We start from the raw sequence: 19,534 nt of genomic DNA, 5'->3' as shown, positions 1-19,534 counted from the left end.
GCAAACGGCGGGTGTGGGAAATCCGGGGATCGATTCAGTCGGCGCTGGTGTAGAGCTCGCGGACCGTGTCGATGGTGTCGGCCTCGGCGGCGCTCTTGTCGTCGCGGTAGCGCAGCACCCGCGCGAAGCGCAACGCCATTCCGCCCGGATACCGGGTCGAGGTCTGCAGCCCGTCGAACGCGATCTCGACGACCTGTTCGGGGCGCACCGTCACCACGTACTGGTCGGTCGGGCTTCGGTCTGATGTCGCGGCCTGAGCCGCTGGGTCGGCCAGCTCGAGGAACCGCTGCGTCTGCCAGGCCAGCATCTCGTCGGTCATCCCCTTGAACGTCTTGCCGAGCATCACGAAGCCGCCGGTCGCGGGGTCGCGGGCGCCGAGATGGATGTTCGACAGCTTGCCGGTGCGCCGGCCCGACCCCCACTCCACGGCCAGCACCACCAGGTCGAGGGTGTGCACCGGTTTGATCTTGAGCCAGCCCGCGCCGCGGCGGCCCGCCTCGTACGGCGCGTCCGGCGATTTCGCCATCACCCCCTCGTGGCCGGCGGCCAGCGTGCGCTCCACGAACGTCTGCGCGGCCGCCGGGTCGGAGGTGACGAGTCGGTCCACCCGCTGGGTGTCCGGCGTGATCGCCTCCAGCCTGGCGATGCGCTGGTGGGCCGGCAAATCCAGCAGGTCGTCACCGTCGAGGTGCAACACGTCGAAGAAGAACACCGACAGCATGTGCGTGGCCGGACCGGTCGCGCCGCCGCGGCGGCCGAACCGGGACGCGGTGATCTGGAACCGGTGCGGACGGCCGTCGGGGCGCAGCGCGATGGCTTCGGCGTCGGCGATCAGGTCGGTGACCGGCAGCGCCAGCGTCGCGTCGACGACCTCGGGCAGCCGCGCGGTGACATCGTCGAGGCTGCGGGTGTAGACCGACACCTCGTCGCCGCGCCGGTGGATCTGCACGCGGGCGCCGTCGAGCTTGGCCTCGAACATCGCGGTGCCGCCGAGGCGGTCGAGCGCATCACCCACGCCGGTGGCGGTCTGGGCGAGCATCGGTCCGACCGGGGTGCCGACCCGCAGAGTGAACTCCGCCAGCGCCGCCTCGCCGCCGCGCAGCGCCGCTGCGGCCACCGCGGGAAGTTCGCCGCCGAGCATCGCGGCCCGGCGCACCGCGGCGACGGGAACCTCGGTGGCCCTGGCGACCGCGTCGGCCATCACGCCGATCAGAGCGCCCTGGCGCAGCTCGCCGGTGAGCAGCCGGCGCAGGAACGTCTGTTCGCCGTCGGTGGCCGCCGAGAACAGTTCGGCGAGCAGCTCGGCGCGGCGGGCCTGTGACCCTTTGCCGGTGGTCGCCTTGATCTCGTCGAAGCGCCGCTGGACGTCGTCGACTGCCAGGGTGGGCTGTGCGGCCGGCGCGGGGACGGTGCGTAGCGACGCCCAGCCGACCCCGATCTGGCGCTGGGTCAGCACGCCCGACAGCCAGGACACCACCGTCGGGACGTCCTCGGGGCCTGCGCCGCGCAGCAGGTCGGCCAGCCGCGCGATCTTGGCCGACCGGGCAGAGGTGGCCGCCACCTCCCGGGAGGCGTCGGCGACGTCGACGAGCAACACGTAAGAATCCTCTCAACTCCGGCGACCTCTCAAACCCGGCGACCTGTCGATCCCGCCGAAATTGCGTTCCGGCAGTGAAAACTCGAGTAGAGACCTGCTGGAATGCAGTTTCGGCGGGTCATCTCACCGCGAAGGTGACCGAATGCCAGCCGGTCGCCCCGTCGGGGACGGGGTCGGCGCGGTCGGGGGTCTGGGTGTAGCCGCTGTTGTCGGTGGCGCGCACGGTGATGGTGTGCATGCCGGTCTCGGTGGCCTCCCACGGGAAACTCCACAGCCGCCAGGTGTCGTTCGAGTAGCTCTGCCCGAGCGTCGCGCGCTGCCAACCGGTCTTCCCGCCCGGGCCCTCGATCTGCACCTCGACGTCGCGGATCCCGCGGCGCTGGGCCCACGCGACGCCGCCGAACGTCACCGGGCCGACGGCGACGTCCTGTCCGCTGCGCGGGACGTCGATCCGCGATTCGGTCTTGATCGGGCCGCGTGGCGACCAGCCCAGCCGTGTCCAGTACGCCTCGGCGCGGTCGAAGCGGGTCAGCTCCAACCCGGTGACCCACTTGGTCGCCGAGACGTAGCCGTACAACCCGGGCACCACGAGCCGGGCCGGGTAGCCGTGCTCGACCGGGAGCGGCTCGCCGTTCATACCGATCGCCAACAGCGCATCACCGGCGGTGAGCGCCTCGACCGGGGTTCCCGCCGTCCACCCGTCCACCGACCGGGACAGCACCATGTCGGCGTCGGTCTGCACGCCGGCCTCGGCGAGAATGTCGGCGACCCGGTAGCCGGTCCACACCGCATTCGAGATCAACTCACCGCCAACAGGATTGGAGACACACGTCAGCGTGACCGCCTGCTCGACGACCTCGAAGCGGTCGAGATCGGAATAGGTGAGCGTGACCTCGCGGTCCACCATGCCGTGGATACGCAACCGCCAGTCGGCGCGGCTCAGTTGGGGGACCGTCAGCGCGGTGTCGATGCGGTAGAAGTCGGCGTTGCTCGTCACGAACGACGGCAGCGCCACCCCGTCCGGTTGCACCGTCGGCGGGATCGGCGGGGCCGGTTCGGCGATGCGGGGCAGCGCGTAGGCGTCGCGGTCGCCGGCCACCGAGGAGGTCAGCCGGCTGATCACCACGCCGAGGACCCCGCCGGCCACACCCGCGCCGAGCAGTCCGAGGGTCACCAGTGAGCGCCGCCGGTCCGGATCGGTGCCGCGTTCGGGCGCCTCGCCGTCGAGCCGGCGCGAGGTCAGCAGCCGTAGCGCCGCGACCCCGCACGCCGCACCGATCACCGTCGGGATGACATCGGCCGGCCCGGCGCCGGCGCGGGACAGCACCGCCGCGGCGCCGACCCCGCCGGCCACCACGACGATGGTGCTGCCGATCGGCCTGCGCCGGGACTCCGCGATGCCGGCCAGCGCGGCGATCGCGGCGATCGCCAGTAGCACCATCACGGTCAGGAAGAGCTTGTCGGCGGTGCCGAACGTCGCGATGGCCCATTCCTTGACCGGGCCCGGGGTGTTGTCGATGACGGCCGATCCGACGGCGGTGCGCACGTCGGCCTCGGGGCCGAACGCGGCGCCGACGAGTTGTGCGACCCCGACGGCCACGGCGGCGGCGGCGACGCCACCCAGGGCCTTGGTACCGAGTGGGGTCATAGAGCCAAGTTACCGCCGCGCGGAGCCCGAAATCCTTACCGAACGATGTCATCGGCTAGGTTGCATGTGGGCTTTACACATCGATCGCTAATTGGAAAGTTGGGAAAGGGAGGCAGATGGAGATCGAGGGCAAGAAGGCCATCGTCGTCGGCGGGGCATCGGGCTTCGGCCGGGCGACCGCGGAGGCGCTGGCCAAGCGCGGCGCGAGTGTCGCGATCCTGGACCGTCCGCAGTCCAAGGGCAAGGAGGTGGCCGATCAGATCGGTGGCTCCTTCCACGAGGTCGACATCACCGATTTCGACGGCACCGAGTCGGTGCTCGGCAGCGCGGTCGAGGCGCTGGGCGGCAACCTGCACATCGCGGTCACCACCGCGGGTGGCGGTATCGCCGAGCGCACGGTGAAGAAGGACGGGCCGCACAGCCTGGAGTCGTTCCGCAAGAGCATCGACCTGAACCTGATCGGCACCTTCAACATCAGTCGGCTGGCCGCTTGGCAGATGAGCAAGAACGACCCGGTCGACGACGAGGCCGAGGAGCGTGGCGTGATCATCAACACCGCGTCGATCGCGGCGTTCGAGGGCCAGATCGGTCAGGTCGCCTACACCGCGTCCAAGGCCGCCATCGCCGGCATGTGCCTGACCATGGCGCGTGACCTCGGCAGTCTGGGCATCCGCGCACTCGCGATCGCGCCGAGCCTGTTCGCGACCGGCCTGACCGAGGGCATTCCCGACGAATACGTCAGTGTGCTGACCAAGGATGCGGCTTTCCCGAAGCGTCTTGGCAAGCCGGAGGAGTACGCGAAGCTCGCCGTCGCGATCGTGGAGAACCCGATGCTCAACGGGCAGTGTCTGCGCCTGGACGCCGGGCAGCGCTTCGCCCCGAAGTGATTCACCGAATCGGGCGCGTTAAGTGACGATGAGAGTCGCCTGACGCGCCCGATTCGCCATTACGGTGATAGGCATGGCCACCGTCGCAGACCACGTCATCGCGACCCTTCGAGCCAGCGGGGTGCGGCGGGTCTACGGACTACCGGGTGACAGTCTCAACGGGTTCACCGATGCGCTCCGCCGCTCCGGCGCGATCTCGTGGGAACACGTCCGCCACGAGGAGACCGCGGCGTTCGCCGCCGCGGCCGATGCCGCGCTGACCGGAGAGCTCGCAGTGTGCGCGGGCAGTTGCGGGCCGGGAAACCTGCACCTGATCAACGGGCTGTTCGACGCCCAGCGCAGCCGGGTGCCGGTGCTGGCGATCGCCGCGCACATCCCACGCACCGAGATCGGCTCCGGATACTTCCAGGAGACGCACCCGCAGGATCTGTTCCGCGAGTGCAGCGTCTACGTCGAACTGGTCAGCACCCCGGAGATGCTGCCGCGCATCCTGCACATGGCGATGCGCGCCGCCGTCGAGGAGCGCGGTGTCGCCGTCGTGGTGATCCCCGGCGAGATCTTCTCGGCGAAGGCCGATCCGACGCCCTGGCAGACCAAGCCCGTCGTCGCGACGCGTTCGCAGTCCCGCCCCGACGACGCATCGCTGCGTGCGGCCGCGGCGATCCTCAACGATGCGCACGCGGTCACGGTCCTCGGCGGTGCGGGTGTGGAAGGCGCGCACGACGCGCTCGTCACGCTCGCCGCCACCTTGAAGGCGCCTGTCGTGCATGCGTTGCGAGGCAAGGAATTCATCGAGTACGACAACCCGTATGACGTCGGGATGACCGGGCTGCTCGGTTTCGCGTCCGGCTACAAAGCCATCAAAGAGGCCGACACGCTGTTGATGCTCGGCACCGACTTCCCGTATCAGCAGTTCTATCCCGACCACGCCAACGTCATCCAGGTCGACATCCGCGGACGAAACCTGGGCCGGCGCACGCCGATCGACCTCGGTCTGGTCGGCACCGTCGCCGACACCCTGGCCGCGTTGCAGCCGCTGCTGCGGCCCAAGAGTGACAGCGCCCATCTGGATCGCGCGCTGCGGCATTACCGCAGAACCCGCAAGACCCTCGACGACCTCGCGGTCAACGATCGCGACCGCACCCCGATCCGGCCGGAATACGTTGCGGGACTGGTCAATACGCTGGCAGCCGACGATGCGGTGTTCACCGTCGACGTCGGGTCGCCGGTGGTGTGGGCGGCGCGCTACCTGTCGATGAACGGGCGGCGCCGGCTCATCGGGTCGTTCAACCACGGCACGATGGCCAACGCGCTGCCCCACGCGATCGGCGCCCAGACCGCATACCCGCGGCGCCAGGTCGTCGCGCTGGCCGGTGACGGCGGGCTGACGATGCTGTTCGGGGAGCTGATCACGCTCGTCCAGAATCGGCTGCCGGTGAAGATCGTGGTGTTCAACAACTCGTCGCTGAACTTCGTCGAGCTCGAGATGAAGGCCGCCGGAATCGTCAACTTCGGCACCGACCTGGCCAACCCGAACTTCGCCGACGTCGCCCATGCGTTGGGGATCTTCGGGCGCCGGGTCGAACGACCCGATGAGCTCCAGGCGGCGCTCGCCGACGCGTTCGCCGTCGACGGACCGGCCGTCGTGGACGTCGTGACCGCCCGCCAGGAGCTGTCCATCCCGCCGGCGATCACGGCCGAACAGGCCAGGGGTTTCTCGCTGTACGCGATCAGAACGATCCTCGCCGGGCGTTCGGACGAACTGCTCGACCTGGTGACCACCAACGTCGCGCGGCGCATCCTGGACTGAGCCGGCGGCTGTGGATGACGGCTCGTGGATGACGTTGCAACCCTGGGTTCTCCGGCCATCCGAGGTCAGAACCTGACACGATGACGGCATGCCTGTCGACGTGCCCCTGACCGACGCCGAGATCGACGCGCTGCAGACCTGGGTGCGGGCGACACGGATCGGGTCCACGGTCACCGACGTCGAGCCGTTGACCGGCGGTTCGCAGAACATCGTCGTGCGCCTGCTGCTCGACGGGCGTGCGGTGGTGCTGCGCCGCCCGCCCGAACATCCGCGCCCTACCAGTGACAACACCATGCGCCGCGAGATCGCGGTGCTGCAGACACTCAAGGGCACCGACGTGCCCCACCCCGAACTGATCGCCGGCTGCGAGGACCTCGACGTGCTCGGCGTCGTGTTCTACCTGATGCAGGCCGTCGACGGGTTCAATCCCGGCACCGACACCGCCGAGTCCTATGTGCGCGATGCGGGAATGCGCCACCAGGTGGGGCTGTCGTACGCCGCCAGCCTGGCGCGGCTCGGCCGGGTGCCGTGGGAGGGCAGCCCGCTGGCGGCCATCAAACGGCCGGGATCGTTTCTGGCGCGCCAGGTTCCGCAGTTCATGAAGCTGCTGGAGAGCTACCGCCACGACAACTACGCACCCGAGTCGTTCCCGTCGGTGCGCGCGTTGGCCGACTGGCTGGACGCGCACCGGCCGCCGGACGACGAGCCCGGGATCATGCACGGCGACTGCCACCTCAACAATGTGCTGCTGCGTCGCGAGGTTCCCGAACTGGCCGCGTTCATCGACTGGGAGATGTGCACCGTCGGCGACCCGCTGCTCGACCTCGGATGGATGCTGGTCTGCTGGCCCGACGGCCCGAACCCGATCGACGCCGGATCCGCACTCGCGGGGCTCGGCGGACTCGCCACCCGTGCCGAGCTGATCGAGGCCTACCGCGCCGCCGACGGCCGCCGCACCGAGCACCTGGACTGGTACGTCGCGATGGCCTGCTTCAAGCTCGGGATCGTCATCGAGGGCACCTGGTCGCGCTATCTGGCCGGGCAGGCCAGCGCCGAGGCGGGGGAGCGGCTGCACGCGTCCGCGGAGAATCTCGTGGCGTTGGGAACCCGGGTGACCAAGGGCGACAACCCGTTCGTGTGATCAGCGGTAGGCGTCGAAACCGAGCTTGACCGCCAGCGCGATGCCGGCGATCCCGATCGCGATCCGCAGCGGCCGGTCCGGCGCGTGCCGTACCACCACCGGTCCGAGCCGGCCACCCACCAGGCAACCCAGACCGAGCGTCACCGCCGCCGTCCACTGCACCGGGGCCAGCACCGCGAAGACCAGCGCGGCAACACCGTTGGAGATGCCGAGGACCACATTCTTGATCGCGTTGGCGTGTGCCAGCGTCTCGTGGCCCATCCGCAGGAACAACGCCAGCAGCAGGACTCCCGCGGCGGCGCCGAAGTACCCGCCGTAGATACAGATCGCGAGGACCGCACCGCCCTGCAACACCCGGGTGGTGACGCGCGGGCCGCCGTCGGAGCCGTCCCGAGGCGGCCGCACCGGCAACAGGATCGCCATCGCCGCGAACCCCAGCAGCACCGGCACCGCCCGTTCGAAGCCCTCCGCCGGGGTGGTCAGCAGCAGTGCGGCGCCCGCGACACCACCGGCGGCGGCGAACGGCACGGTGCGCAGCAGCAGCCGGCCCTGACCCTTGAGCTCGGGTCGCGACCCCCACACCGAGCCGACCCCGGTGAACACCAGCGCCGCGGTGTTGGTGACGTTGGCGGTGACCGGCGGCAGGCCGGTGAGCAGCAGCGCCGGATAGGTCGCCACCGACGCGAGCCCGGCGATGCTTCCGGTCAGGCCGCCGAGGATTCCGGCCGCGAACAGCAGCACCGTATGCGACCAGGACACCCGGACAGTCTGCCCGCACCGGCGATGGGCGGCGCGCCGGGCATCGGCGCGCGGGGATAAGTGTTTGCGCATCCCGAGCGGGCAGGTCTAGCATCGCTCACGTGCCGATGCGACTCGTAGTAGCAACCCGCAGCGGGGTCTGATCCTGACCGACCCCTCGCTGTGGGTCGGTTGCTATTTCGTCGGTCACTTCCTCTCCATCGAGAAGGTCCGGCACATGAACTCCCCAATCGGCACTCCCGCCCAGTCCACGAACGTGTCGTCGTTCGCCACCTACGTCGACGGCCGGATGCCGCGCGCGCTGCGCGCAACGGCCGAGAGCAAGTCCTTCGACGAGTTCCTCGCCGAGTATTCGGCCTCGACCGGTCCGCTGCGGCTGCGGCAGTGGGCCTGCACCGACGGTGACCGGCCCGCCGCGAAGCTCGGCCCGCAGGCGCGCACCTATCAGGCCACGCTGGCGCTCGGGGACCGGATCGGCACCGCCCGCGCGTCGGCGTGCGGCCCGGTGGCGGCGCTGACCGAGATGCTCTACGAACGCGGGATCGGCGTGGAGATGACCGCGTTCCACCAGCTGCCCGCGGGCGAGCACACCGCGACGTTCATCCGGGGCAGCCGCGGCGACGGCAGCGACCGCTGGGCGATGGGCTGGTCCGACGATCCGATCGACTCGGCGCTGCACGCCGTCATCGCGTGCGCGAACCGGTTGCTGGCCGGATAAGAACCCACCGGAACAAAAGACCGCCGGGACCGCGAGCCAGCGGTGTGCTGGAGCACGATCCCGGCGGTGAGAAGCGTCAGTGCAGCGGGCGCAACACGATCGGCATGCCGTCGACCGGTACCGACATACCGCCGTGGTCGTACCACGGCTTGTAGCCCGGATGCGGCAGCTCGAGGCGGTACTTACGCAGCAGGCGGTGCATCACCGTCTTGATCTCCAGCTGGCCGAACACCATGCCGATGCACTTGTGGGCGCCGCCGCCGAACGGTGCGAACGCGTAACGGTGCTTCTTGTGCTCGCTGCGCGGCTCGGAGAAGCGATCCGGGTCGAACTTCTCCGGGTCCGTCCACAGCTCGGGAAGCCGGTGGTTCAGCGCGGGCCACGTCATGATCGCGGTGCCCGCCGGGATGAAGAAGCCCAGCAGGTCGGTGTCGCGCACGGCCTGGCGGAAGTTGAACGGCAGCGGGGTCATCATCCGCAGCGCCTCGTTGATCACCAGGTCGTAGGTCTCGAGCTTCTCCAGCGCCTCGATGTCGAGCGGGCCGTCGCCGATCCGCGCGGACTCGTCGCGGCAGCGCTCCTGCCACTCCGGGTTGGCGGCCAGGTGGTAGGCCATCGTGGTCATCGTCGAGGTCGACGTGTCGTGGGCGGCCATCATCAGGAAGATCATGTGGCTCACGACGTCCTGGTCGGTGAAGCTGCCGCCGTCCTCGTCCTGCGCATGGCACAGCACGCTGAACATGTCGGTGCTCTCCGACCGCCGCTTCTCGGCGATGCGGGCGTAGAAGTAGTCCTCCAGCGTCTTGCGGGCCTGGATGCCGCGCCACCAGGTCAGAGGCGGCACCGGCTTGCGCACGATCGCGTTGCCGGCCCGGGTGGTGGTGGTGAACGCCTCGTTGACGGTGGTCACCAGCTCCTTGTCGGTGCCGGCCTTGTGGCCCATGAAGACCACCGACGCGATGTCGAGGGTCAGTTCCTTGACCCGGGGGTGGAACAGGAACCGCGGATCGTTGGCGACCCAGTCGTTGGCGATCACCTTCGAGGCCACCGAGTCGATGTGCTCGACGTAGCCGGTGAGCCGGGTGCGGGTGAACGCCTCCTGCATGATCCGGCGGTGATACATGTGGTCGTCGAAGTCGCGCAGCATCAGGCCGCCCTCGAAGAACGGGCCGATCACCGGATCCCAGGCGCGCTGGGAGAAGTCTTTGTTGCGATTGGTGAACACCGCCTGGGTGGCGTCGGGGCCGAGCGCGCCGACCGCCGGCAGCACCTGCGAGCCGGAGTAGTAGACGGGTCCGTACTTGCGGTACTGGTGCAGGATGAAGTCCGGCCCGCCCCGGAACATCTCGATCATGTGCGCGATGATCGGCAGTCCGTTGTCGCCCCGGACCGCCTTGAGTCCGCTGCCGGCCGGTGGCTCGGCCAGGATGATCTCGTCGAAGTTGTGCTTGAGCAGGCGCTTTTCGATCGCTCCCATTCCCGGCAGGGTCACCGGTGTCGGCTTCAGCCGCCTTTTGGCCTGGTCAAGCAAGTAATCGGCGGTGCTGATCGTCGGCATCTGAGCACTCCTGGGGGTGAAGGGTTGTGGTAGATGTCACTCAACCGATATCCTGATCACAGTCTTGACGCATGTCAAGTTTGTGCTTGAGGTGGCGCAATGCCAAGGTTTACTGCCATGACGGCCGAACCCGCCCCCACCGACCTCCGTCGTAGTCGAGGCGACCGGCAGCGGGATGCGATCGTCGCCGCGGTGCGCGAGCTGTTGCACGAGCGCCCGTTCGCCGAACTGTCGGTGAGCACGATCAGCGAGCGTGCCGGTGTCGCGAGGTCCGGCTTTTACTTCTACTTCGACTCGAAGTACGCGGTGCTGGCGGTGATCATCGCCGATGCGATGGCCGAACTGGACAAGCTCACCCACGACTTCGCGCCGCGCGAGGCCACCGAGTCCCCGGCCGAGTTCTCCTCGCGCATGGTCGGCTACGCCAAGACGGTGTTCGCGTCCAACGACCCGATCATGGCCGCCTGCAGTCTCGCGCGGAACACCGACGCGCAGATCCGCGAGATCATGGACGACTTCCAGGACGGAGTGGTCGACAAGATCGTCGGGCTCGTCGAGCAGGACTCCGGCGCCCGTCCGATCTCCGAGGACCTGCCCGCCCTGGTGCGGATGATGATCGCGGTGACGTCGTCGACGCTGGCCCTCGACAGCGCGTTCGTCGGCCGCGGCCAGGACCCGGCCCGCTCGCTGGAGGTGCTGGAACGGCTGTGGCAGAGCAGCCTGTGGGGCGGCGACTAGATCGGCCCGTCTGCGCCGGTAGTGTCGCGTCACATGGCGCAGCGCAACGGTTCTGACGTGTTCGCGGGCAAGCGGTGTCTGCTGACCGGGGCCGCCAGCGGTATCGGGCGTGCCACCGCGCTGAAGCTCGCCGCCCAGGGTGCCGCGCTGTACCTCACCGACCGTGACGCCGACGGGCTGGAACAGACTGTCGCCGACGCCCGCGCTCTCGGCGGGGTGGTGGCCGAACACCGCGCGCTCGACATCTCCGACCACGACGCGGTGGCCGCGTTCGCCGAACACATCCATGCCGGGCACCCGCCGATGGACATCGTGATGAACATCGCCGGCATCTCGGCCTGGGGGACCGTGGACACGCTGTCGCACCAGGACTGGATGTCGCTGATCGACATCAATCTCAAGGGCCCGATCCACGTCATCGAGAGCTTCGTTCCGCCGATGATGAAGGCGCGCCGCGGCGGTCATCTGGTCAACGTGTCCTCGGCCGCGGGCATCGTGGCGCTGCCCTGGCACGCCGCCTACAGCGCCAGCAAGTACGGGCTGCGGGGGCTGTCGGAGGTGCTGCGATTCGACCTCGCGCGCTACCGGATCGGCGTGTCGGTGGTGGTGCCCGGTGCGGTGCGCACCCCACTGGTCGATACGGTCCGCATCGCCGGCGTCGATCGCGACGACCCGCGGGTGCAGAAGTGGACGTCGCGGTTCGCCGGGCACGCGGTGTCCCCGGAGGTCGCCGCCGACAAGATCCTGGCCGGGGTGGCCAAGAACCGCTACCTGATCTACACCTCGCCCGACATCCGGGCGCTGTACCTGTTCAAGCGCACGATGTGGCTGCCCTACGCGGCCGCGATGAAGCAGGTCAACCCGATCTTCAGCCGTGCCCTGCGGCCGAAACCCAAGCGGCGCTGAGGGTCAGCGCCGACCCCAGTCCCACGGCGGCATGGTCGAGAGGTCCTGGCCCACCACTTTCGTCTCACCCCAGTCCTTGTAGAGCTCGATCTCCCACGCGTCGGCGTCGGAGCCCAGTGGCTGCGCGCCGAGACGTTCCCGCAGGATCGGGGAATGGGTCACCACGACGACCTGGGTCCGGGTCGCAGCCTCGGCGATCAACGAGGCCAGCGGCGCGACCAGGTCCGGGTGCAACGAGGTCTCAGGTTCGTTGAGCACCATCAGCGACGGCGGCTGCGGGCTCAGCAGCGCCGCCGCCCAGAGCAGGAAACGCAGTGTGCCGTCGGAGATCTCGGCGCTGCGCAGCGGGCGCAACATACCCTGCTGGTGCAGCTGCAGATCGAAAAGGCCGTCGGTGACGGCCACCGAGACGCCGGCGCCGTCGAACGCGTCCGCCACGGCGCGCGGTAGGTCCTCGGCGCCGGTCTCCAGGATCGTCTGGATCGCCGCGGCCAGGTCGGCGCCGTCGTCGGCAAGCACCGGCGTCCTGGTGCCCACCTGCGGCAGCCGGGCCGGCGCCGTCGCGTCGGCCCGGAACCCGTCGTAGAAACGCCAGTTGCGCAGCCGTTCCCGCACCATCACCAATTCCGGTGCGGCGCCTGCCCAGTCGGCGAGGACGCTGCGGTGAGCAGGCATGTTGCGGGCCAGCTCGTCGAAGCCGTGCCCGGATTCCGCGACGACCTCGACCATCCCGCGCACCCGGCGCACCAGCGTCGTGGTGGGGCGGGCCACCGGCCCGGCGAAGACGAGCTCGCGCTTGACCTCCGGATCCCGGCCGAACGCCGACTGCTGGGCCTGTGGCAGGCCGAGATCGATCAGATAGCCGAAATCATCTGAGGCATAACCCATTTCGATGGACACCGACCTTGTCCGCGGGCCGCCCTGCGCCGTGCCGGTGCGCCGGGCGCCGCCGAGATTCTCGGGTCCCGCCCACATCGCCGACGCGACCCCGCCCTCGCGGGCGAACGACGCGATCACCTCGCCGCGGCCACAGTCGGCGAGCAGCCGCAGCGCGCGGTACAGCGACGACTTTCCGGTCCCGTTCGCCCCCGTGACGACGGTCAGCCTGCGCAGCGGCAGGACCAGTTCACGCAGCGAGCGGTACCCGCGGATGGCGACGGTATCGAGCATGCGGTCAGTCGGTGGAGGTGTCGAAGATCCGGCCGCAGATGACCGCGGTGAAGTCCTCGAGGATCTGAAGGTGGCCGCGGGTCCAGGGTCTGGGTTTGGAGTCCCACACCGCCAGTGCGCCGATGGTGTGGCCGTCGGGGTTGGTGATCGGCATCGCGGCGAACCCGACCACGTACCCGTCGAGCACCATCGGATGGTTCATCAACGCCGGATGGGTCCGGGCGTCCTCGGTGATCACCGCCGCACCGGTGGTGACGATCGGCCTGGAAATCGAACGCTGCAAAGGGATCTGGCGCAGGGCGGCGATCTCGTGGGGCAGCCCGATCGCGCTCGGCACGTACATCGTGTCCTGATCGACGAGTGAGACCGCCGCGGACGGGACGGCCAGCGCCCCGACTGCCATCTCGACCACGCGGTCCAGGAGCGAGCCGCTGCGGGCGTTGAGCAGCCCGGTCTCGTGGAGCGCCTGCAGGCGTTCGGGGTCGGCGATCACGGCGCCGGTCTCGGGGCGCATACCCGGCTTGGGAGGGGCCAGGTCCATCGACCGGATCCGGTCCAGGATCTCGGCGAGGGCCGGGTCGCTGCGGCGGGCCATCTCGACGGCGATGCGGGCGGCCACGGCCCTGGCGACGAACATGTCGACCGGCTCACCGGCGCGCGCCGCCTCGTCGTGCAGCGCGGCGTCGAGTCGCTCGTCGAACCCGGGAACCCACGCCATGAGGCCACCGTAACCTGGCTGCCCGACGAGTGAGGACGTTCCGGCCCGCGGTCAGCGCGCAGGTGCGGCCGGAGCCGGCATCGCGAGCTCCAGCCGGACCCCAAGCAACCGGATCGGGCGGTCCAGGTCGAACCGCCCGAGCAGGTCGAGTGCGGTGGCGATCACCGGGTCGGCGTCGGTGGTCGGTTCGCCCAGTTTGCGGATCTTGGTGCGCGTGTAGAACGTGGCCGTGCGTACGGTGACCGCGACGTGGGTGACGGTGCGTTGTTGTGCGACAACCTCGGCCAGGGTCCGCTCGGCGAGGTCGGTCACCGCGGCGTCCATCTCGGCGCGATCGGTCAGATCATGGGTGAACGTGACGACATGGCTGCGGGATCGCGGGACCCAGGGTTCGGCGCTGACCGTGCTGTCCCCGCCGCCTTTGGCCAGCAACAGGATCCACAGTCCGGTCGACGGTCCGAACGCGGCGGTGAGCGCGGCCGGATCGGTGCGCGCGAGATCCGCGACGGTGGTGATGTCCATCGTCGCAAGCTTTTTCGCGGTCTTGGGGCCGACGCCCCAGAGCGCCTCGACAGGACGGTCGCCCATCGTGGCCATCCAGTTGTCGTCGGTGAGCATGTGGATGCCGGCCGGCTTGCCGAAACCGGTGGCGACCTTGGCGCGCTGCTTGTTGTCGCTGATCCCGACCGAGCACGACATCCCCGTCTCGGAGGAGACCACGTCCTGGATCCGCCGGGCCAGCGCGATCGGATCGGCCACGCGCGCACCGACGTACGCCTCGTCCCAGCCCCACACCTCCACGGGATGTCCGAGGTCGCGGAGAAGTCCCATCACCCGCTCGGATGCCGCGTCGTAGGCCTCGGGGTCCGACGGCAGGAACGTCGCGTCGGGGCAGCGGCGCGCCGCGGCGCGCAACGGCATCCCGGCGTGCACCCCGAAGGCGCGGGCCTCATAGGAGGCGCAGGTGACCACCTTGCGGGCTTCGGTGGGGTCGCCGCCACCGCCGACGATGACGGGCAGACCGACCAGGTCGGGGCGGCGTTGCAGCTCCACCGAGGCGAGGAACTGATCCATGTCGACGTGCAGGATCCAGTCCCGTTCCTGGGCCACGCCGGACTCGGTCATGTGCCGCAGAGCTTGCGCGCCACCGTCTCCCACGCGTCGCCGATGTGCTGCTCGGACAAACCAAGATCGGCCAGTTGGTGATGGACGTGGTCGGCGTCGAGCAGCGCGGTCAGCGCTGTCGCCTGGGCGTCGAGATCTCCGGTGGTGCCCGCCGATTCGAGCAACAGCCGGACGTGGCGGAGGTGCAGGCTCATCGGTGCGTTGTAGCGCATCTGCGGGTCGCGGACCGCGTTGGACAGCAGCTCGTAATGGATCTGGACGAACTTGAGCCGCTCCCGGCCGTAGGCGAGCAGGCGCTCCAGCGGCGGTGCGTCCGGGCCGAGCGGGGGAGGCCCGAACAGGACGGCCTCCTGGAACGCTTTCTCGTCCTCGTCGAGGAGTACGACCATCAGACCGGCGCGGCTGCCGAACCGACGGAACAGCGTGCCCTTGCCGACGCCCGCCGCGGCCGCGATGTCGTCGGTGGTCACGCAATCCGCGCCGTGTTCGTCGATCAGGCGTCGTGCCGCGTCGAGAAGCAGCGCCCTGTTGCGCGCGGCATCGCCGCGCTCGGGTGCCGAGGCGGCATCGGCGACCGGCAGCACCGGCAGCTCGTTGCGTCCCTCGACTGCGCTCACCAGGCAACTTTAACCCGGCGGAATAGAGCGGACTATAGTCCGGTTAGACAGTGCGGCACCGTTGGAACAACTGTGAAGGAGAACGATGTCCGAGACCGCCACCAGCAAGGTCCTTGTGCTCGTCGGAAGCCTGCGCGCGGCGTCGGTGAACCGCCTGCTCGCCGAGCTCGCCGCGGAAGTGGCGCCCGAGGGCGTCGTCTTGGAACGGTTCGACCGCCTCGGGGACCTGCCGTTCTACAACGAGGACCTCGACACCGAGGACGCCCCCGAGCCCGTCGTCGCGCTGCGGGAGGCCGCCGCGGCCGCCGGAGCGGCGCTGGTCGTCACGCCGGAGTACAACGGCTCGGTCCCGGGAGTGCTCAAGAACGCCATCGACTGGCTGTCGCGGCCCTACGGAAACAGCGCGCTGAAGGACAAGCCCGCCGCGGTGATCGGCGTCGCGCTGGGGCAGTACGGCGGTGTGTGGGCCCACGACGAGACGCGTAAGACGCTCGGTATCGCCGGTCCCCGGATCGTGGACGGTCTGGAGCTGTCGATTCCGGGCGCGTCGCTGGACGGCAAGCATCCGCGCGAGAACGCCGAGGTGACCGCGCGGCTGCGTGACGTCATCGGCAAGCTGGTCGCCGAGATCGGCTGAGCCGAATTGCCCGGACCGCCGGGCTTGGCTCCGTCCGCCGCCGGTGTGCCTGCTGACACGGACGTGGCCGTTGTGAAAACTGAGGAAGCGCCCCGCGGCGCTGCCGGATGAGCCCCACTGGTGGGTTTGCTGGCGGCGGTGGCGGGGCGTTTTTCTGTTTGCTGGGTCGGGGGAGTGCGGCGCGCCGGTGACGCGGTGTTGTCAGTGGTCCCTGGTAGACGTGAGGCGGTGCCGGCGGCCTGGGCGACGACACGCCGTGTGAAACGCGACACGCCGGTGTCAGGAGGTGCGAAACGGTTACGACCTGGGAATTTCAGAAATGTTATTCAGAACATCTTGTATCTCTTCTGAATGTCGGACACTAGGTGTAGTGTTTCGAACACCAACAGACCCCCAAGATCTAGGGATCTGTAGGGACCAGAACTTCCGGCGAAGTCGGTGTCACCACCCACCGGCCGCGCGCTCGGACAGCCTGGAATTTCGGTGCCTTCCGGGGCGCTGATACATAGCGACCAGAACCATCTCAGCAGTTGCCAGCCACCCCGTCTTCTCGATTAGGAGCCGTACCGCAGATGACTCAGCCCGCAACCGTCACCGTGTACACCAAGCCGGCCTGCGTGCAGTGCAACGCCACCTACAAGGCTCTCGACAAGGCGGGCGTCGCCTACGACGTCGTCGACATCAGCGTCGACGACGAGGCCCGCGACTACGTGATGGCGCTCGGTTACCTGCAGGCCCCGGTCGTCGTGGTCGGCACCGAGCACTGGTCGGGATTCCGTCCCGACCGCATCAAGGCGCTGGCCGGCGCGGTCACCGCCACCGCGTAGGCCGCCGGCCTTCCGGTCACCGCTGAACAACAACGATTCGTGGGAGGAGTAACCGTGGGCAATATCGTCTACTTCTCCAGCGTCTCGGAGAACACGCACCGATTCGTCCAGAAGCTGGAACTGCCCGCCGTCCGGATCCCGCTGAAGGACCGGATCCGGGTGGACGAGCCCTACGTGCTCGTCCTTCCGACGTACGGCGGCGGGCACGCCAACGGTCCCGATCCCGATCGCGGGGGCTACGTCCCCAAGCAGGTGATCGCCTTCCTCAACGATGAACACAACCGAGCGTTGATCCGCGGCGTCATCGCCGCGGGCAACACCAACTTCGGCGCCGAGTTCGGCTACGCGGGGGTGGTGGTGTCGCGCAAGTGCGGCGTCCCGTTCCTCTACAGGTTCGAACTCATGGGAACAACGGACGACGTCTTCGCCGTCCGAGCAGGATTACAAGATTTCTGGAAGGACCAGTCGTGCCCCCAACCGTCACAGCTGCAGAACCTGTAACCTCCGGCGCGCACGCGCTTCCGGGGGAGATGGATTACCACGCCCTGAACGCGATGCTGAATCTGTACGACGCAGACGGCAAGATTCAGTTCGAGAAGGACGTGCAGGCGGCGCGGGAGTACTTCCTGCAGCACGTCAACCAGAACACGGTCTTCTTCCACAGCCAGGACGAGAAGCTCGACTACCTGATCGAGAAGAACTACTACGAGCGCGAGGTGCTCGACCAGTACTCGCGCAACTTCGTCAAGGAACTGCTGGATCGCGCCTATGCGAAGAAGTTCCGGTTCCCGACGTTCGTCGGCGCGTTCAAGTACTACACCTCCTACACGCTCAAGACTTTCGACGGGAAGCGCTATCTGGAGCGCTTCGAGGACCGCGTCGTGATGGTCGCGCTGACGCTGGCCGCCGGTGACACCACGCTCGCCGAGCAGCTGGTCGACGAGATCATGGACGGCCGGTTCCAGCCGGCCACCCCGACCTTCCTCAACTCGGGCAAGAAGCAGCGCGGCGAGCCGGTCAGCTGCTTCCTGCTGCGCATCGAGGACAACATGGAGTCCATCGGCCGGTCCATCAACTCGGCGCTGCAGCTGTCCAAGCGTGGTGGCGGAGTCGCGTTGCTGCTGACCAACATTCGTGAGCACGGCGCGCCGATCAAGAACATCGAGAACCAGAGCTCGGGCGTCATCCCGATCATGAAGCTGCTGGAGGACTCGTTCTCCTACGCCAACCAGCTCGGTGCCCGCCAGGGTGCCGGTGCGGTGTACCTGCACGCGCACCATCCCGACATCTACCGGTTCCTCGACACCAAGCGTGAGAACGCCGACGAGAAGATCCGCATCAAGACGCTGAGCCTCGGCGTGGTCATCCCGGACATCACCTTCGAGCTGGCGAAGAAGAACGAGGACATGTACCTGTTCTCGCCGTACGACGTCGAGCGCGTGTACGGCGTGCCGTTCGCCGACATCTCGGTCACCGAGAAGTACTACGAGATGGTCGACGACGCCCGGATCCGCAAGACGAAGATCAAGGCGCGCGAGTTCTTCCAGACGCTGGCCGAGCTGCAGTTCGAGTCGGGCTACCCGTACATCATGTACGAGGACACGGTGAACCGGGCCAACCCGGTGCACGGCAAGATCACCCACTCGAACCTGTGCTCGGAGATCCTGCAGGTCTCCACGCCGTCGGAGTTCAACGAGGACCTGTCCTACAAGAAGGTCGGCAAGGACATCTCCTGCAACCTCGGCTCGCTGAACATCGCCAAGGCGATGGACTCACCGGACTTCGCGCAGACCATCGAGGTCGCGATCCGGGCACTGACCGCGGTGAGCGATCAGACCCACATCTGGTCGGTGCCGTCCATCGAGCAGGGCAACAACGATTCGCACGCGATCGGCCTCGGCCAGATGAACCTGCACGGCTACCTCGCCCGGGAGCGGATCTTCTACGGCTCCGAAGAGGGCGTCGACTTCACCAACATCTACTTCTACTGTGTGCTCTACCACGCGCTGCGGGCATCGAATCGCATTGCGATCGAACGCGGTAGGGCGTTCGGCGGGTTCGAGAAGTCGAAGTACGCCTCGGGTGAGTTCTTCGACAAGTACACCGAGCAGGTGTGGGAGCCCAAGACCGACAAGGTGCGCCAGCTCTTCGCCGATGCCGACATCCGGATCCCGACCCAGGAGGACTGGAAGCGGCTGAAGGAGTCGGTGCAGAAGCACGGCATCTACAACCAGAACCTGCAGGCGGTGCCGCCGACGGGCTCGATCTCCTACATCAACCACTCGACCAGCTCGATCCACCCGATCGCCAGCAAGGTCGAGATCCGCAAGGAAGGCAAGATCGGGCGCGTCTACTACCCGGCGCCGTACATGACCAACGAGAACCTGGAGTACTACCAGGACGCGTACGAGATCGGCTACGAGAAGGTCATCGACACCTACGCCGCGGCCACCCAGCACGTCGATCAGGGTCTGAGCCTGACGCTGTTCTTCAAGGACACCGCGACCACCCGCGACGTGAACAAGGCGCAGATCTACGCGTGGCGCAAGGGCATCAAGACGCTGTACTACATCCGGCTGCGCCAGATGGCTCTGGAGGGCACCGAGGTCGAGGGCTGCGTCAGCTGCATGCTGTAAGCGCAGACTGACGAGTGTGGGGGTTGTGCACGCGAATCGATG

18 protein-coding genes are annotated in these 19,534 nt (G+C 68.3%); 10 read left to right on the top strand and 8 right to left on the bottom strand.

The features are described from left to right. Positions 1-34 precede the first annotated feature (34 nt). Positions 35-1,597 (bottom strand): ATP-dependent DNA ligase, encoded by a 1,563-nt coding sequence (locus NTM_RS25690; RefSeq protein WP_104863838.1) that lies wholly within the window; start codon positions 1,595-1,597, stop codon positions 35-37. Positions 1,598-1,715: 118 nt separating this feature from the next. Next, positions 1,716-3,245 carry a molybdopterin-dependent oxidoreductase gene (locus NTM_RS25685; RefSeq protein WP_163768915.1) on the bottom strand — a complete coding sequence of 510 codons (1,530 nt, stop codon included), beginning with the start codon at positions 3,243-3,245 and terminating at the stop codon, positions 1,716-1,718. 116 nt (positions 3,246-3,361) lie between these two features. Between NTM_RS25685 and NTM_RS25680 the strand changes: the two genes are divergently transcribed. The 3 genes from NTM_RS25680 to NTM_RS25670 all read left to right on the top strand — a co-directional run bounded on the left by NTM_RS25680 (position 3,362) and on the right by NTM_RS25670 (position 7,083). Beyond that, a complete protein-coding gene (locus NTM_RS25680; protein WP_104863840.1) occupies positions 3,362-4,132 on the top strand; it encodes an SDR family NAD(P)-dependent oxidoreductase in 771 nt (256 codons plus the stop codon). Positions 4,133-4,205: 73 nt separating this feature from the next. Further along, entirely contained in the window at positions 4,206-5,942 is a 1,737-nt protein-coding gene (gene poxB / locus NTM_RS25675; protein ID WP_163768913.1) for a ubiquinone-dependent pyruvate dehydrogenase, read from the top strand. An 88-nt stretch (positions 5,943-6,030) separates the two neighbouring features. Next, positions 6,031-7,083 carry a phosphotransferase family protein gene (locus NTM_RS25670; RefSeq protein WP_163768911.1) on the top strand — a complete coding sequence of 351 codons (1,053 nt, stop codon included), beginning with the start codon at positions 6,031-6,033 and terminating at the stop codon, positions 7,081-7,083. Here the strand turns inward: NTM_RS25670 and NTM_RS25665 are convergent, their stop codons facing one another. Beyond that, positions 7,084-7,842, bottom strand: a complete 759-nt coding sequence (locus NTM_RS25665; protein ID WP_232079843.1) for a sulfite exporter TauE/SafE family protein — start codon at positions 7,840-7,842, stop codon at positions 7,084-7,086. Between the two features lie 217 nt (positions 7,843-8,059). Here NTM_RS25665 and NTM_RS25660 point away from each other — a divergent pair, with 217 nt between their 5' ends. Continuing rightward, positions 8,060-8,560 carry a 2-isopropylmalate synthase gene (locus tag NTM_RS25660; protein WP_163768909.1) on the top strand — a complete coding sequence of 167 codons (501 nt, stop codon included), beginning with the start codon at positions 8,060-8,062 and terminating at the stop codon, positions 8,558-8,560. Positions 8,561-8,636: 76 nt separating this feature from the next. On the opposite strand, the gene NTM_RS25655 is transcribed toward NTM_RS25660, so the two are convergent. Continuing rightward, the gene (locus NTM_RS25655; RefSeq protein ID WP_104863844.1) at positions 8,637-10,118 is read right to left on the bottom strand and encodes a cytochrome P450; all 1,482 of its coding nucleotides are present in this window, start codon (positions 10,116-10,118) and stop codon (positions 8,637-8,639) included. Positions 10,119-10,235: 117 nt separating this feature from the next. Here NTM_RS25655 and NTM_RS25650 point away from each other — a divergent pair, with 117 nt between their 5' ends. Both NTM_RS25650 and NTM_RS25645 read left to right on the top strand, forming a co-directional pair. Continuing rightward, a complete protein-coding gene (locus NTM_RS25650; protein WP_179964000.1) occupies positions 10,236-10,856 on the top strand; it encodes a TetR/AcrR family transcriptional regulator in 621 nt (206 codons plus the stop codon). Between the two features lie 33 nt (positions 10,857-10,889). Next, on the top strand, positions 10,890-11,762 hold the full coding sequence (locus tag NTM_RS25645) for an SDR family oxidoreductase (protein ID WP_104863846.1): 873 nt from the start codon (positions 10,890-10,892) through the stop codon (positions 11,760-11,762). A gap of 3 nt (positions 11,763-11,765) precedes the next feature. Here the strand turns inward: NTM_RS25645 and NTM_RS25640 are convergent, their stop codons facing one another. Genes NTM_RS25640 through NTM_RS25625 form a run of 4 tightly spaced genes read right to left on the bottom strand, consistent with a single transcriptional unit; the run spans position 11,766 to position 15,392 of the window. Continuing rightward, a complete protein-coding gene (locus tag NTM_RS25640; RefSeq protein ID WP_163768907.1) occupies positions 11,766-12,932 on the bottom strand; it encodes an AAA family ATPase in 1,167 nt (388 codons plus the stop codon). A gap of 4 nt (positions 12,933-12,936) precedes the next feature. Then, entirely contained in the window at positions 12,937-13,650 is a 714-nt protein-coding gene (locus NTM_RS25635; protein WP_163768905.1) for a GAF domain-containing protein, read from the bottom strand. A 51-nt stretch (positions 13,651-13,701) separates the two neighbouring features. Beyond that, entirely contained in the window at positions 13,702-14,775 is a 1,074-nt protein-coding gene (locus NTM_RS25630; RefSeq protein ID WP_163768904.1) for a DNA polymerase IV, read from the bottom strand. After that, positions 14,772-15,392, bottom strand: coding sequence for a TetR/AcrR family transcriptional regulator (locus tag NTM_RS25625; RefSeq protein ID WP_163768902.1), 621 nt, complete (start codon positions 15,390-15,392; stop codon positions 14,772-14,774). Before NTM_RS25625 ends, NTM_RS25630 begins: the two co-directional genes overlap by 4 nt. An 85-nt stretch (positions 15,393-15,477) precedes the next feature. Here NTM_RS25625 and NTM_RS25620 point away from each other — a divergent pair, with 85 nt between their 5' ends. The 4 genes from NTM_RS25620 to nrdE all read left to right on the top strand — a co-directional run bounded on the left by NTM_RS25620 (position 15,478) and on the right by nrdE (position 19,492). Next, entirely contained in the window at positions 15,478-16,029 is a 552-nt protein-coding gene (locus NTM_RS25620) for an NAD(P)H-dependent oxidoreductase (protein ID WP_163768900.1), read from the top strand. A 572-nt stretch (positions 16,030-16,601) separates the two neighbouring features. Then, positions 16,602-16,856 carry a glutaredoxin-like protein NrdH gene (gene nrdH / locus NTM_RS25615; protein ID WP_104863853.1) on the top strand — a complete coding sequence of 85 codons (255 nt, stop codon included), beginning with the start codon at positions 16,602-16,604 and terminating at the stop codon, positions 16,854-16,856. 54 nt (positions 16,857-16,910) lie between these two features. After that, complete coding sequence (gene nrdI, locus NTM_RS25610; protein ID WP_104863854.1) at positions 16,911-17,357, top strand: class Ib ribonucleoside-diphosphate reductase assembly flavoprotein NrdI; 447 nt, start codon at positions 16,911-16,913, stop codon at positions 17,355-17,357. Further along, the gene (gene nrdE / locus NTM_RS25605; protein WP_163768898.1) at positions 17,324-19,492 is read left to right on the top strand and encodes a class 1b ribonucleoside-diphosphate reductase subunit alpha; all 2,169 of its coding nucleotides are present in this window, start codon (positions 17,324-17,326) and stop codon (positions 19,490-19,492) included. Before nrdI ends, nrdE begins: the two co-directional genes overlap by 34 nt. Positions 19,493-19,534 lie beyond the last annotated feature (42 nt).

This window comes from Mycolicibacterium parafortuitum (assembly GCF_010725485.1).
Classification (GTDB): Bacteria; Actinomycetota; Actinomycetes; order Mycobacteriales; family Mycobacteriaceae; genus Mycobacterium.
The sequence above is the reverse complement of the archived record's forward strand: the minus strand, read 5'-3'. Positions and strand labels throughout refer to the sequence as shown.

Bases quoted from the DNA above. Each gene is read 5' to 3' on its own strand.
- NTM_RS25635 (WP_163768905.1), bottom strand. From the start codon at position 13,650: ATGGCGTGGGTTCCCGGGTTCGACGAGCGACTCGACGCCGCGCTGCAC.
- NTM_RS25660 (WP_163768909.1), top strand. From the start codon at position 8,060: ATGAACTCCCCAATCGGCACTCCCGCCCAGTCCACGAACGTGTCGTCG.
- NTM_RS25620 (WP_163768900.1), top strand. From the start codon at position 15,478: ATGTCCGAGACCGCCACCAGCAAGGTCCTTGTGCTCGTCGGAAGCCTG.
- NTM_RS25640 (WP_163768907.1), bottom strand. From the start codon at position 12,932: ATGCTCGATACCGTCGCCATCCGCGGGTACCGCTCGCTGCGTGAACTG.
- NTM_RS25630 (WP_163768904.1), bottom strand. From the start codon at position 14,775: ATGACCGAGTCCGGCGTGGCCCAGGAACGGGACTGGATCCTGCACGTC.
- NTM_RS25685 (WP_163768915.1), bottom strand. From the start codon at position 3,245: ATGACCCCACTCGGTACCAAGGCCCTGGGTGGCGTCGCCGCCGCCGCC.
- NTM_RS25650 (WP_179964000.1), top strand. From the start codon at position 10,236: ATGACGGCCGAACCCGCCCCCACCGACCTCCGTCGTAGTCGAGGCGAC.
- poxB (WP_163768913.1), top strand. From the start codon at position 4,206: ATGGCCACCGTCGCAGACCACGTCATCGCGACCCTTCGAGCCAGCGGG.
- NTM_RS25655 (WP_104863844.1), bottom strand. From the start codon at position 10,118: ATGCCGACGATCAGCACCGCCGATTACTTGCTTGACCAGGCCAAAAGG.
- NTM_RS25680 (WP_104863840.1), top strand. From the start codon at position 3,362: ATGGAGATCGAGGGCAAGAAGGCCATCGTCGTCGGCGGGGCATCGGGC.
- NTM_RS25670 (WP_163768911.1), top strand. From the start codon at position 6,031: ATGCCTGTCGACGTGCCCCTGACCGACGCCGAGATCGACGCGCTGCAG.
- NTM_RS25645 (WP_104863846.1), top strand. From the start codon at position 10,890: ATGGCGCAGCGCAACGGTTCTGACGTGTTCGCGGGCAAGCGGTGTCTG.
- nrdH (WP_104863853.1), top strand. From the start codon at position 16,602: ATGACTCAGCCCGCAACCGTCACCGTGTACACCAAGCCGGCCTGCGTG.